12 protein-coding genes and 1 pseudogene are annotated in these 13924 nt (G+C 63.3%); 12 read left to right on the top strand and 1 reads right to left on the bottom strand.

The annotated features are described in order from the left end of the window. The 10 genes and pseudogenes from H7C86_RS04705 to tpiA form a co-directional block, all read left to right on the top strand. A pseudogene (locus tag H7C86_RS04705) lies at nt 1-221 on the top strand (bifunctional 3,4-dihydroxy-2-butanone-4-phosphate synthase/GTP cyclohydrolase II); the annotation flags it as partial. Next, nucleotides 218-715: a 6,7-dimethyl-8-ribityllumazine synthase gene (gene ribH / locus H7C86_RS04710; protein WP_003944999.1), complete on the top strand. Its 498-nt coding sequence runs from the start codon at nt 218-220 to the stop codon at nt 713-715. The pseudogene H7C86_RS04705 and the gene ribH, both read left to right, overlap by 4 nt. After that, the gene (locus H7C86_RS04715; protein WP_007727982.1) at nt 712-1185 is read left to right on the top strand and encodes a PH domain-containing protein; all 474 of its coding nucleotides are present in this window, start codon (nt 712-714) and stop codon (nt 1183-1185) included. Before ribH ends, H7C86_RS04715 begins: the two co-directional genes overlap by 4 nt. A gap of 74 nt (nt 1186-1259) precedes the next feature. After that, complete coding sequence (gene uvrC, locus H7C86_RS04720) at nt 1260-3452, top strand: excinuclease ABC subunit UvrC (protein WP_060938546.1); 2193 nt, start codon at nt 1260-1262, stop codon at nt 3450-3452. Continuing rightward, nucleotides 3449-4348, top strand: coding sequence for an RNase adapter RapZ (gene rapZ / locus H7C86_RS04725; RefSeq protein WP_003944872.1), 900 nt, complete (start codon nt 3449-3451; stop codon nt 4346-4348). The genes uvrC and rapZ overlap by 4 nt, the downstream gene beginning before the upstream one ends. Beyond that, nucleotides 4345-5409, top strand: a complete 1065-nt coding sequence (gene yvcK / locus H7C86_RS04730; protein WP_019748388.1) for a uridine diphosphate-N-acetylglucosamine-binding protein YvcK — start codon at nt 4345-4347, stop codon at nt 5407-5409. Before rapZ ends, yvcK begins: the two co-directional genes overlap by 4 nt. Continuing rightward, a complete protein-coding gene (gene whiA / locus H7C86_RS04735) occupies nt 5406-6383 on the top strand; it encodes a DNA-binding protein WhiA (protein ID WP_021344225.1) in 978 nt (325 codons plus the stop codon). The genes yvcK and whiA overlap by 4 nt, the downstream gene beginning before the upstream one ends. Nucleotides 6384-6541: 158 nt before the next feature. Then, nucleotides 6542-7561 carry a type I glyceraldehyde-3-phosphate dehydrogenase gene (gap, locus tag H7C86_RS04740; protein WP_003944851.1) on the top strand — a complete coding sequence of 340 codons (1020 nt, stop codon included), beginning with the start codon at nt 6542-6544 and terminating at the stop codon, nt 7559-7561. Nucleotides 7562-7578: 17 nt separating this feature from the next. Continuing rightward, nucleotides 7579-8790 carry a phosphoglycerate kinase gene (locus tag H7C86_RS04745; protein WP_182261170.1) on the top strand — a complete coding sequence of 404 codons (1212 nt, stop codon included), beginning with the start codon at nt 7579-7581 and terminating at the stop codon, nt 8788-8790. A 6-nt stretch (nt 8791-8796) separates the two neighbouring features. Continuing rightward, entirely contained in the window at nt 8797-9582 is a 786-nt protein-coding gene (tpiA, locus tag H7C86_RS04750; RefSeq protein ID WP_019748390.1) for a triose-phosphate isomerase, read from the top strand. A gap of 126 nt (nt 9583-9708) precedes the next feature. On the opposite strand, the gene H7C86_RS04755 is transcribed toward tpiA, so the two are convergent. Further along, nucleotides 9709-10509 carry a tyrosine-protein phosphatase gene (locus tag H7C86_RS04755; RefSeq protein WP_182261171.1) on the bottom strand — a complete coding sequence of 267 codons (801 nt, stop codon included), beginning with the start codon at nt 10507-10509 and terminating at the stop codon, nt 9709-9711. Nucleotides 10510-10718: 209 nt separating this feature from the next. Between H7C86_RS04755 and secG the strand changes: the two genes are divergently transcribed. Together secG and ppc are read left to right on the top strand one after the other, a co-directional pair. After that, a complete protein-coding gene (gene secG, locus H7C86_RS04760; protein ID WP_003944946.1) occupies nt 10719-10952 on the top strand; it encodes a preprotein translocase subunit SecG in 234 nt (77 codons plus the stop codon). A 103-nt stretch (nt 10953-11055) separates the two neighbouring features. Further along, complete coding sequence (ppc, locus tag H7C86_RS04765; protein WP_182261172.1) at nt 11056-13830, top strand: phosphoenolpyruvate carboxylase; 2775 nt, start codon at nt 11056-11058, stop codon at nt 13828-13830. Nucleotides 13831-13924 lie beyond the last annotated feature (94 nt).

Below are 13924 nucleotides of genomic sequence, written 5' to 3' on the forward strand. Positions count from 1 at the left end.
GGATCTCGTCGATGCGTCTGCTGACCAACAACCCGGCCAAGCGTGTGGGTCTGGACGGCTACGGCCTGCAGATCACCGATCGCGTTCCGATGCCGCTGCGCGCGAATGCGGAGAACCTCACCTACCTGCGCACCAAGCGCGATCGGATGGGTCACGATCTGATCGGACTGGACGAGTACGAGGCGAACCAGAACACCGCACAGCCGGGAACCGCACTGTGAGCGGCGAAGGTCAGCCGCAGCTCGCGATCGCCGAGGCCAAGGATCTGAAGCTGGCGATCGTTGCCGGGCAATGGCACGCGACGATCTCCGAGGCTCTGATCGCCGGCGCGCAGCGAGTCGCGCAGGAGGCACAGATCAAGGACGTGACACTGGTCCGTGTCGCCGGCGCGATCGAACTGCCGGTCGTTGCGCAGGCATTGGCGCGCACGCACGACGCCGTCGTCGCTCTCGGTGTTGTCATCCGCGGCGGCACGCCGCACTTCGAGTACGTGTGCGACGCGGTCACCGCGGGCCTTACACGCGTCTCGCTCGACGAAAGCACTCCCGTGGGGAACGGTGTCCTGACCACCGACACCGAGCAGCAGGCTCTTGACCGTTCGGGGCTGCCGGGTAGCGTCGAGGACAAGGGCGCACAGGCCTGCGCCGCCGCACTGGACACCGCAGTGACCCTGCGCCATCTCCGAGCACCATGGACCGAGGATTCGTTTCGATGAGTACACCCGGCGACAACGAGAACTGGGAACTGATTGCGTCACCGCGTAAGTCGACGCGATACGCGATCGGAGTTGCTGTCCTCCTGGTGATCGTTCACGTCACACTTGCACTCCTGCTCCGCCAGGGGTCCACCGGCGTGTACTTCCGCGCCGCGGACCAACTTGCGATGGCAGGCATCGGCACCATTCTGGCTCTCGGTGTACTGATGTTGACGCGGCCCCGGGTCAAGGTGGGCAAGCAGGGAATCGCCGTACGAAACATCTTGGGCGAGAAGATCGTCGACTGGGATCTGTTCGAGGGACTCTCGTTCCCCGACGGCGCCGCCTGGGCACGCATCGAATTGCCCGACGACGAGTACATGGCAGTGATGGCGATCCAGTCCAACGACCGTGAGTACGCCGTCGACACGGTCGGCAAGTTCCGCGAACTGGCCGACCGCTACGCACCGGTCGCGCACAAGAGCAACTGACGTCTTCCGACCGGTTCGGTGCCCGCATCCTGCGCGTTTCCGAGTCGGTCGGTGGCGGCGACTAACCTGAAACCGTGCCGGATCCCTCGACTTACCGCCCCGCTACCGGAACCATTCCGGCTGCGCCGGGCGTCTACAAATTTCGCGATCCGCATGGACGGGTCATTTACGTCGGAAAGGCGAAAAGCCTCCGTTCACGTTTGAACTCGTACTTCGCGGACGTCACGACACTTCATCCCCGTACTCGGCAGATGGTGACCACCGCCGGCAGCGTCGAGTGGACCGTCGTCAGTACCGAAGTCGAAGCGCTTCAGCTCGAGTACAACTGGATCAAGGAATTCGATCCGCGGTTCAACGTGCGGTACCGCGACGACAAGACGTATCCGGTTCTCGCCGTGACGCTCAACGAAGAGTTCCCGCGGCTGTTCGTCTACCGCGGTCCGCGGCGCAAGGGCGTCCGCTACTTCGGTCCCTACTCCCATGCCTGGGCCATCCGCGAAACACTCGATCTGCTGCTGCGAGTGTTTCCCGCACGAACGTGCTCGTCCGGAGTCTTCAAACGACACAACCAGATCGGCCGGCCGTGTCTGCTCGGCTACATCGACAAGTGCTCGGCGCCCTGCGTCGGGCGAGTCAGCGCCGAGGAGCATCGTCAGATCGTCGAAGATTTCTGCGACTTCCTCGCCGGCCGCACGGACAAGCTGGTCAAAGATCTCGAAAAGCGCATGCAGCAGGCTTCCGAGGACCTCGACTTCGAGACCGCGGCCCGTCTGCGTGACGATATCGGCGCTTTGCGCAAGGCGCTCGAGAAGCAGGCCGTCGTACTCGGTGACGGCACCGACGCCGATCTCGTCGCCTTTGCAACCGATGATCTCGAAGCCGCCGTTCAGGTGTTCCACGTGCGCGGCGGACGCGTGCGGGGTCAGCGTGGATGGGTCGTGGAGAAGGCAGGCGATGCCATCGACTGGGCCGCACTCGACGCCGAGTCCGACCTGCCGATCCTGGTCGAGCAGTTCCTCACCCAGTTCTACGGTGAGCAGGCGGCACTCGACCCGGGAGCGGGCTCCGAGGCCGGGATCAGCGCCGTTCCCAAGGAAGTTCTCGTGCCGGTCCTGCCCGCCAACGCGACCGAGATCCAGGCGTGGCTGAGCAAGCTTCGGGGATCGCAAGTGCAACTGCGGGTTCCGCAACGCGGCGACAAGAAAGACCTCGCCGAAACGGTCCAGCGAAACGCGAAAGAGGCTCTGGCGCAGCACAAGCTCAAGCGCGCCGGCGATTTCACCTCGCGTTCTGCGGCGCTTCAGGGCATCCAGGAAGCACTGGACCTGGACTCGGCTCCGCTACGAATCGAATGCATCGACATCAGTCACGTCCAGGGAACCGACGTCGTGGCGTCACTGGTCGTGTTCGAAGACGGGCTCCCGCGTAAGTCGGACTACCGCCATTACGCGATCAAGGAAGCTGCCGGCGACGGTCATTCCGACGACGTGGCGAGTATCGCCGAGATCACTCGCAGGCGGTTCCTGCGACACAACCGCGACCTGGGCATTCTCGCTGCGTCGGCGTCGACCATGGACGCGGACGGTGGGGATCTGGCTCCCGAAGCGGCGATCGACCCGGCGACGGGCCGGCCTCGGCGGTTCGCCTATCCACCCAATCTGTTCGTCGTGGACGGCGGCGCCCCTCAGGTCACGGCCGCAGCGGCGGTCCTCGACGAGCTGGGGGTCACCGACGTCGCGGTAGTCGGCTTGGCCAAGCGACTCGAAGAGGTATGGGTACCGGGGGAAGAAGATCCGGTCATCCTTCCCCGAACGAGCGAGTCGTTGTACCTCCTGCAACGCATCCGAGACGAAGCCCACCGCTTCGCGATCACGTTCCATCGCAGCAAGCGCTCGAGGCGGATGACGGCTTCGGCTCTGGACTCGGTCAAGGGGCTCGGTGAAACTCGCCGTACTGCTCTGGTGGCTCACTTCGGTTCCGTGGCGAAGCTGAAAACGGCAACGGTCGAGGAGATCATGCAGGTCCCCGGTATCGGTGAGACCACAGCCACAGCAGTTCTGGCCGCACTCGGCACGGATTCGGCTGCAACCGATGCGGGTGCTGAAGCTCGAGCGCTGCCAGCCGCGGTAGGGGATGATGAGCTGGACAAGGAATCCGAATCGTCTGTTACCTCTGCTGACGCGCCCAGCGCCGAATCCGGTAGCGGTGACGAGGGCTCCGAGTCGCGAGAATTGTCCATGCCGACGACGGGGCCGAGTGCACAGTGACTACCGACAGCGCCAAAGACAGTCGAACGATGGATTTCCTGCTGGTGACGGGATTGTCCGGAGCCGGTTTGAGTACCGCTGCCAAGGTGCTCGAAGACCTCGGCTGGTATGTCGCGGACAATTTGCCACCTGAGCTCATTTCCCGGATGGTCGGTCTGAGCTTGACCTCCGATCCGCCGGTCGATCGTCTCGCCGTCGTGATCGACGTGCGGAGTCGACTCTTCACCGGCGATCTCGGGTGGGTGCTCACCGAACTCGAGGCGGAGCCGATCCACACTCGGGTGCTGTACCTCGAAGCGTCCGACGACGTGTTGATCCGACGGTTCGAACAGGTTCGCCGCAGTCATCCGTTGCAGAACGACGGCATCGACGGCACGTTGTCCGAAGGGATCGCAGCCGAGCGTCGGCAGTTGGCCGTGGTGAAGGCGGCCGCCGATCTGGTCATCGACACGTCGGCGCTGAAGGCACATCAGTTGCGTCAGAAGATCGAAACGGCGTTCGGGAACGATGCCAACCGCACGATGAAGGTGACGGTCCAGTCGTTCGGATTCAAGTACGGCCTGCCGATGGACGCCGATCTCGTCTGTGACGTTCGATTCCTGCCCAATCCCCACTGGATCCCGGAACTTCGCCCGCACACCGGTCAGGATGCCGACGTCCGCGACTACGTGTTGTCCCGCGAGGGCGCGGAAGACTACCTAGACACCTACCGACATCTGGTCGATTTGACGATCGCCGGATATCGGCGAGAAGGAAAGCGCTACATGACAATTGCGGTCGGGTGCACCGGCGGTAAGCACCGAAGCGTGGCCATGTCCGAAGCTCTCGCGAGGCGTTTGGGTTCCGAGGACGACATCTCGGTCAGCATCGTGCACCGGGATCTGGGGCGCGAATGAGTGAACCGACACATAGCTCGCGGGAGAAGCCAGATGGGCCGGCCATCGTCGCGCTCGGCGGCGGGCACGGATTGTTCGCCACGCTCCAGGCCGTCAGACGCCTGACGGTCGACGTCACCGCAGTGGTCACGGTCGCCGACGACGGTGGTTCGTCGGGCCGGCTGCGCGCCGAACTCGGCGTCATCCCGCCCGGTGACCTCCGGATGGCGCTCGCGGCTCTCGCGTCGGACGAACCCGAGATAGTCGACTGGACTCGGACCATTCAGCATCGCTTCGGCGGTGTCGGCGCACTTGCCGGGCACTCGGTGGGCAATCTCATCCTGGCCGGACTCACCGAGGTGCTCGGCGATCCGGTCGTCGCGCTCGACGAGATGGCGCGACTGCTGCGAATCCGTGGCCGCGTGCTGCCGATGTCGCCGATCGCGCTCGAGATCGAAGCCGACGTTCAAGGACTCGAAGAGGACCCACGCGTCAGCCGCTGCATTCGTGGACAGGTCGCCGTCGCGACCACGCCGGGCAAGGTTCGGCGTGTGAGACTGCTCCCGTCCAATCCGCCCGCGTGTCCCGAGGCTGTGACTGCGATCGATCGTGCCGATCTCGTGGTTCTCGGCCCGGGATCGTGGTTCTCGAGCGTGATCCCGCACGTACTGGTACCCGAACTTGTCGAATCACTGTCGTCGACGAATGCTCGAAAGGTACTGGTGCTCAATCTCGCACCCGAGCCGGGGGAGACCGCCGGATTCTCCGCAGAGCGTCACCTGCACGTACTCTCCCAACACGTGCCCGATTTTCGGGTCGACTACGTGGTGGTCGACTCGGCGTCGGTACCGGCCGGGCGTGAACGTGAACATCTGCAGCGTGCGGCGGATCAATTTTCAGCCGAAGTCAGGTACGCGGATGTCGCGGACACCTCACCGGGCGCAGCGCATGTACACGATCCGGCAAAACTGGCCGATGTACTGGCTGAACTGTCGAGCAGTGCGGCAGTAGGGGATTCGACACAGTCTTCCCTGCAAGAACAGCAATCCGAAGAACAGAGGGAGAACGCTTCGTGGCAATGACAGCGGAGGTCAAGGACGAACTGAGCCGGTTAGTGGTGACTCAGGTCAGCTGCCGCAAGGCAGAGGTCTCCGCGTTGCTGCGCTTTGCCGGTGGGCTCCACATCGTCGGCGGCCGGGTGGTCGTCGAAGCAGAGGTGGATCTGGGCTCTACGGCGCGACGTCTGCGCCGGGAGATATTCGACCTGTTCACCTACAGTGCCGATGTTCACGTACTCAGTGCGGGCGGGCTTCGAAAATCCGCTCGCTACATCGTGCGTGTGGCGAAGGAGGGTGAGGCCCTCGCGCGCCAGACGGGACTGCTCGATCTTCGCGGGCGCCCGGTTCGCGGCTTGCCTGCGCAGGTCGTCGGCGGAAGTGTCGGCGACGCCGAAGCAGCTTGGCGCGGTGCGTTCCTCGCGCACGGTTCCCTGACCGAACCCGGCCGTTCGTCGGCGCTCGAAGTGAGCTGCCCCGGCCCGGAAGCTGCACTTGCTCTGGTCGGAGCTGCGCGGCGTCTGGGGATCTCGGCGAAGGCACGTGAGGTTCGCGGAACGGATCGTGTGGTGATCCGCGACGGTGAGGCCATCGGCGATCTCCTGACCCGAATGGGAGCCCAGGACACACGCCTGGTGTGGGAGGAGCGACGGATGCGACGCGAGGTCCGCGCCACCGCCAATCGTCTCGCCAATTTCGACGACGCAAACCTGCGACGCTCTGCTCGCGCTGCCGTTGCGGCTGCTGCGCGCGTCGAGCGTGCGTTGGAGATCCTCGGCGAGGACGTGCCCGATCACCTCGCGGCGGCGGGCGCACTGCGCGTCGAGCATCGGCAGGCGTCCCTCGAAGAACTCGGCCAGTTGGCCGACCCGCCGATGACCAAGGACGCCGTTGCCGGACGTATCCGTCGCCTGCTGTCCATGGCTGATCGCAAGGCGAAGGAAACGGGCATACCCGACACCGAATCCGCAGTGAATGTGGAGCTACTCGAAGAGGGGTGACCTGCCCTCCGTCAGGGTGGGCTGCGCACGTTCGGGCCACGCGCATTAGGGTATGAGTCACATCGACCGATGAACCCCACGTCCGCGTCGTGCACACACGGATTCGGAGTATGCGTGGGTCAAGTTGCACACCAGAATCATGGTCAAAGGAGCGAATTGTGACTGTCCGGGTTGGCGTAAACGGTTTCGGCCGTATCGGACGTAACTTCTTCAGGGCGGTGGATGCGCAGAAGGCGCTCGGAACCACCGATATCGAGATCGTGGCAGTCAACGACCTGACTGACAACGCGACGCTCGCTCACCTGCTGAAGTACGACTCCATCCTCGGCCGTTTGCCGTACGACGTGTCGCTCGACGGTGACGACACGATCGTCGTCGGCGATCAGCGCATCAAGGCCCTCGCACACCGCGGCCCGTTGAACGAGCTTCCCTGGGGCGAGCTGGGCGTCGACGTCGTCGTCGAGTCCACCGGCATCTTCACCGACGCCGCAAAGGCCAAGGGACACCTCGAAGCCGGCGCCAAGAAGGTCATCATCTCGGCTCCGGCCAAGGGTGAAGACATCACCATCGTGATGGGCGTCAACGACGACAAGTACGACGGCAGCCAGAACATCATCTCCAACGCGTCGTGCACCACCAACTGCCTCGGCCCCATCGCCAAGGTTCTCGACGACGAGTTCGGCATCGTCAAGGGTCTGATGACCACGATCCACGCGTACACCCAGGATCAGAACCTGCAGGACGCTCCGCACGCAGACCTCCGTCGCGCCCGCGCAGCTGCCCTCAACATCGTTCCCACCGGCACCGGTGCAGCCAAGGCAATCGGCCTGGTTCTCCCGCAGCTGCTCGGCAAGCTCGACGGCTACGCACTGCGCGTGCCGATCCCCACGGGCTCGGTCACCGACCTGACCGCGAACCTGAAGAAGTCGGCTACCGCCGACGAGATCAACGCCGCGATGAAGGCCGCTGCCGAAGGACCCCTCAAGGGCATCCTGAAGTACACCGACGCACCGATCGTCTCCTCGGACATCGTCACCGACCCGCACTCGTCGATCTTCGACTCGGGTCTGACGAAGGTCATCGACGACCAGGTCAAGATCGTTTCCTGGTACGACAACGAGTGGGGCTACTCCAACCGCCTCGCCGACCTCATCGGCCTCGTCGCCAAGTCTCTCTGAGCGGAGTTTCGATAACAGTGGCAGTTCAGACGCTGAAGGATCTGCTGGACGCTGGGGTCGAGGGGCGCACCGTACTGGTGCGTTCCGACCTCAACGTCCCGTTGGATGGCGGAGAAATCACGGACCCGGGCCGCATCGTCGCGTCCGCTCCCACCCTGCGGGCACTTGCCGAGGGTGGAGCGAAGGTCATCGTGACCGCGCACCTCGGGCGCCCCGACGGTCAGCCCGATCCCAAGTTCTCCCTCGCACCGGTTGCCGCGAAGTTGGCCGAAATCCTCGGTCGCAACGTGCAACTCGCCGGTGACGTCGTGGGACAGGACGCGCTGGCTCGTTCCGAAGGACTCACCGATGGTGACGTCCTGATGCTCGAGAACATCCGTTTCGACCCTCGCGAGACCAGCAAGGACGAAGCCGAGCGGGTCAAGCTCGCCAAGGCTCTCGTCGAGCTGGTCGGTGACGACGGCGCATTCGTCTCCGACGGATTCGGTGTTGTTCACCGTAAGCAGGCGTCGGTCTTCGACGTCGCGAAGCTGCTCCCGCATTACGCCGGTTACCTGGTCGGCGCCGAGGTCGAGGTGCTCGCCAAGCTCACGCAGGACGCTGCGCGTCCGTACGCGGTGGTGCTCGGTGGCTCCAAGGTCTCGGACAAGCTGGCCGTCATCGAGGCACTGGCACCGAAGGTCGACACTCTGGTGATCGGCGGCGGAATGTTCTACACGTTCCTCGCGGCTCAGGGTGTCTCCGTGGGCAATTCGCTGTGCGAAGAGTCCATGATCGAGACCTGCAAGGGTCTCCTCGACCGGTACGCCGACGTCATCCACGTCCCTCAGGATGTTGTCGTCGCGGACTCCTTCTCGGCCGATGCCGAGTCGAAGATCGTTCCGTTCGACAAGATTCCCGACGGCTGGATGGGTCTGGACATCGGACCGGAGTCGGTCAAGCGCTTTGCCGCGATCCTGACCGGCGCCAAGACGGTTTTCTGGAACGGCCCGATGGGCGTGTTCGAGTTCCCGAAGTTCGAAGCAGGCACCCGCGGTGTCGCCGAAGCAATCGTGGAGGCAACCGAGAAGGGCGCCTTCAGCGTCGTCGGCGGCGGCGACTCTGCAGCAGCCGTTCGTCAGCTCGGTATCCCGGACGAGGGCTTCTCGCACATTTCCACCGGTGGTGGCGCTTCCCTCGAGTACCTCGAGGGCAAAGAGCTGCCTGGCATCGCAGTACTGGAAGGCTGATCCGACATGGCACGTAAGCCGTTGATCGCCGGCAACTGGAAGATGAATCTGAACCACCTCGAGGCTATCGCCCTGGTGCAGAAGATCGCTTTCTCCTTGCCTGCGAAGTACTTCGACAAAGTGGACGTCACGGTCATCCCGCCGTTCACCGACATCCGTAGCGTCCAGACGCTGATCGAGGGCGACAAGCTCCTCCTCACGTACGGCGCGCAGGATGTCTCGGCTCAGGACTCGGGTGCGTTCACGGGCGAGATCAGCGGCTCCATGCTGGCCAAGCTCGGATGCACCTTCGTCGTGGTCGGCCACTCGGAGCGTCGCACCCTTCACGGTGAGACCAACGAGACCGTCCTCGCCAAGACCAAAGCCGCTCTCAAGAACGGCCTCACGCCGATCGTGTGCATCGGTGAAGGCCTCGAGATCCGCGAAGCGGGCGATCACGTTGCCTACAACGTCGACCAGCTCAAGGGTTCGTTGGCGGGCCTGAGCGCGGAGGAGATCTCCAAGATCGTCATCGCGTACGAACCTGTCTGGGCCATCGGCACCGGCCGGGTCGCTTCTGCCGCCGATGCACAGGAAGTGTGCGCTGCGGTACGAGCAACAGTTGCCGAACTTGCCGACGCCGAGGTCGCAGCCGGCGTTCGCGTTCTGTACGGCGGCAGCGTCAGCTCCAAGAACGTCGGAGAGATCGTCGGCCAGACTGACGTCGACGGCGCTCTGGTCGGCGGCGCGTCGCTCAAGGCTGACGAGTTCGCGACACTGTCTGCGATCGCTGCAGGCGGTCCACTCCCGTGATGTGATCGGGTAGTGAGCTGGAAACTGCAGGACACTGTCACTGCATGACACTGAACTGCATGACACTGAACTGCGGGCGTGTGACCGAGTAGGTCACACGCCCGCAGTTTTTTTGATTCGCCGGATTCAGCTCACGAGTTTGGTTTCCAAAGCGCCGACGAGTTCGCGAGCAAGGTCCAACCCGGTGGTCAGATAGTTCTCGACGGTCCCGTAGTGGTGTTCCACCTGCTCGAAGGCAGCGCCCAGGTAACTTGCGTCGACGGACAGCAGCAACCGGATCACCTCGCCCTTGTCTGCATCTGTGGCGGCGGCGATCGTTGCGACCGTCGCATCGATGTACTCGGCCGAGTACGTATTCGTGAGCAGGTAGTCCGCCATGATCGTTTCGCGCGGTACACCGGCGAGTGTCTGCAGTAGTGCTGCTGCCCAGCCTGTTCGGTCCTTGCCTGCCGTGCAGTGGAAGAGTTGCGGCCCGGCGGTAGTGGCCAGGGCGGCGAACAACTGCGAGAATCCGCTGCGAGTGACGGGGTCTGCGACAAAGCTGCGATTGATGTTCTGCATGAAAGCTGTTGCAGCGTCCGCTGTTCGGAGAGCCATCGCTTCGGCGTGGATGTTGCCGGACAGGATGGGAATGTGGGCGTACATCGCTGGCGCAGGCACGGTGTCGGGAGTTTCGTTCGCTTCGGTTTCGGAGCGCACGTCGTAGACGGCGGTCAGCCCCAGCGATTCCACGATTGCAAGATCCTCAGGCGAGGGCGTCAGCACGTTTGCGCGGTAGAAAACTCCGCGGCTCATCGCCTGTCCGCTGGTCGTGACGTACCCGGGGCCGGCCACGTCGCGGAAGTTGTGAATCGAAGCCAGACGTGGTGTGTCAGGCAAGGGTATGTCGGGCAGGGCAGTGTCGGGCAGGGCAGTGTCGGAAAGCATGGAGCCGGCCTTTCGGAGGTAGAGTCGCGTCAACTGAAAAACTACTGAATCGGTATCTCGACAGTGTGATCGATGCCACTGACCAAGAGTCGTGCCTGGCCGGGTGCAAAGTCATGTGCGAGACGGGTATGTGGTCAGGCTATCTGTGCGCGCCTGTATGGTGTTATCGGTTGTAGTTGTCCCTATTGGATTGGTGGACGTAGACAGACATGAAACTGTTCCTGGATATCCTGCTGGTCATCACCAGCTTGCTCCTCATCGCCTTGGTGCTCCTGCACCGCGGTAAGGGCGGCGGTTTGTCGAGTCTGTTCGGTGGCGGTGTTCAGTCCAGCCTGTCCGGATCGACTGTTGTCGAGAAGAACCTCGACCGGTTGACGGTCTTCACCGCGTTGATCTGGCTCATCTCGATCGTCGGCATCGGCCTGGAGATCAAGTTCGCCTGATTCTCGGCTCATGACTTGCAGCCGGTAGTTTTTCACACACGAATTTCAGACACGGAACCCCGCCTATCGAGCGGGGTTCTTTGTTTCGGTCGATAATTGAGTGATGACTGAAACCGCGTCGCATCGAGAAACACCGCGAGAGGCCACCGAGCCGCTGCGCGAAGACATCCGGCTTCTCGGCGGAATACTCGGACAAATAGTGCGAGAGCAAGCCGGCGACAATGTTTTCGATCTGGTCGAGCGAGCTCGTGTCGAGTCGTTCCGAGTCCGTCGGTCGGAGATCGACCGCGCCGAACTGGTGTCGCTGTTCGCCGAAATCAGTACGGACGACGCCATTCCCGTCATTCGTGCGTTCAGTCACTTCGCGCTGCTCGCCAACCTGGCCGAGGACATCCACCGCGAGCGTCGACGGGCCATCCACGTCAACGCGGGTGAACCGCCCCGCGACAGCACTCTCGCCGCCACGTACACCAAACTCGATGCAGCCGATATCGATTCGGCTACCGTCGAAGAAGCGCTGCGGGGCGCCCTGGTCTCACCCGTCATCACCGCTCACCCGACGGAGACTCGACGCCGCACGGTGTTCGAGACGCAGAGTCGGATCACCGAGTTGATGCGATACCGCGAGCGCACGGCGCTGAGCGTCGCAGAAACCGCTGATGTCGATCTGCAATTGCGCCGTCAGATCCTGACCCTGTGGCAGACGGCTCTGATCCGGCTCAGCCGCCTCCGTATCCAGGATGAAATCGAGGTAGGCCTGCGCTACTACGACGCGGCGTTGTTCGAGGTGATTCCGAAGATCAATGCCGAGGTCCGCAAAGCTCTACGAACGCGTTGGCCGGACGCCGGGCTCCTGCCGGAACCGATCCTGAGGCCGGGTTCGTGGATTGGCGGTGACCGGGACGGCAATCCGTACGTGACCGGCGAAATCGTCCAGCGCGCCACGTCGCGCGCTGCGGCGACTGCTCTCGAGCATCATCTCGAGGAACTCGAACATCTCGAGCGTGAACTGTCGATGTCGGCGCGGCTGGTGTCCGTCACGCCCGAACTCGATCTGCTGGCGTCTACCTCCGGCGACGATTCTGCATTCCGGGCCGACGAGCCGTACCGTCGTGCGATTCGCGGTATCCGCGGGCGATTGAGCGCAACCGCACTGACGGTACTGGGGGAGTTGCCCGCACACGGTGCTGATGAAGGTCTCGAGGCGTACACCGACCCGGCACAACTGCAGCGGGATCTCGGAATCATCGACACCTCGTTGCGTCGTTTCGGCGACGAGACCATCGCCGACGATCGACTCGATCGGCTCCGAGAAGCGGTGGAGGTGTTCGGCTTTCACCTGTCCGGTCTGGACATGCGGCAGAACTCCGAGGTACACGAAAGCGTCGTCGCAGAACTTCTGGCGTGGGCCGGAGTTCACCCGGACTACACGTCCTTGCCGGAAGCCGATCGAGTCGAACTGCTGTCGGCCGAGTTGACGACGCGGCGACCACTGACTTCGCCGGACGCCGAGTTCAGCGAATTGACCACCAAGGAACTGGCCATCATGGCTGCCGGCGCCAAGGCAGTGCGGGTTCTCGGAGCGGGCGCAGTACCCAACTACATCATCAGCATGTGTACCTCGGTCAGCGACATGCTCGAAGCTGCGGTGCTGCTCAAAGAGGTCGGGGTGCTCGATCCGGGCGTCGGTAGCGAACCCTCCTGCCCGATCGGCATCGTCCCGTTGTTCGAGACGATCGAGGATCTGCAGGGCGGCGCCGACACATTGCTGGCGACGCTCGACATCCCGATCTATCGTGCGATCGTCCGTTCTCGCGGTGACAGTCAGGAAGTGATGCTCGGGTACTCCGACTCGAACAAGGACGGCGGGTACTTGGCCGCCAACTGGGCGCTGTACCGTGCCGAACTCGACCTCGTCGATGCCGCGCGTAAGAGCGGAATCAGGTTGAGGCTCTTCCACGGCCGCGGCGGAACCGTCGGACGTGGCGGCGGACCGAGCTACGAAGCGATTCTCGCGCAGCCCCCCGGCGCAGTCGCTGGTTCTCTGCGAATCACCGAGCAGGGTGAGGTGATTGCGGCCAAGTACGCCGAACCGCGTCTGGCGCACCGCAACCTCGAAACACTCATCGCCGCGACTATCGAGTCGACGTTGCTCGACGTCGAAGGTCTTGGCAGCGACGCAGATGCGGCCTACGCGGTGTTGGACGAGTTGGCTGCACTCGCCCGCACCGCGTACAGCGAATTGGTGCACGACACACCAGGATTCGTGCAGTACTTCGAAGCGTCGACACCGGTCGCCGAGATCGGGGCACTCAATATCGGCTCTCGTCCGGCCTCTCGCAAGCAGACCAAGGCGATTTCCGACCTGCGTGCCATTCCCTGGGTGCTCTCGTGGAGTCAGTCTCGCGTGATGCTTCCGGGTTGGTACGGAACCGGCGCCGCGTTCGAAAGATGGATAGACGGAGACGACACTCGGCTTGCCACGTTGACGGCCCTGTACGAGAAGTGGCCGTTCTTCCGAACCGTGCTCTCGAACATGGCCATGGTGATGTCGAAGTCTGATCTCGGTTTGGCGGCCCGCTACGCGGACCTCGTGCCCGACGCCGAACTGCGCGATCGAGTCTTCGGAATGATCACCGACGAGCACGAACGCACAATTCGCATGTACAAGGCAATCACAGGCAACGAGAACCTCTTTGCCGACAACTCGGGCCTCGAGCGTTCGGTTCACAACCGGTTCCCGTACCTCGAACCACTCAACCATCTACAGGTCGAGCTGATCCGTCGGTACCGTTCCGGCGACGAGAGCGATCAGGTGCGTCGGGGTATCCAGCTGACGATGAACGGCCTTGCCACTGCGCTTCGTAACAGTGGCTAGGTAACAGCGGCTGGTTCTGCAGGTTTACCAGGGTGTGCGTGCGGCGACTCTAGAGCTGTCGCACGCACACCCAACGCTGCGCACCGGACCGAAC

The organism is Rhodococcus sp. UFZ-B548, from assembly GCF_903819475.1.
Lineage (GTDB): Bacteria > Actinomycetota > Actinomycetes > Mycobacteriales > Mycobacteriaceae > Rhodococcus_F > Rhodococcus_F erythropolis.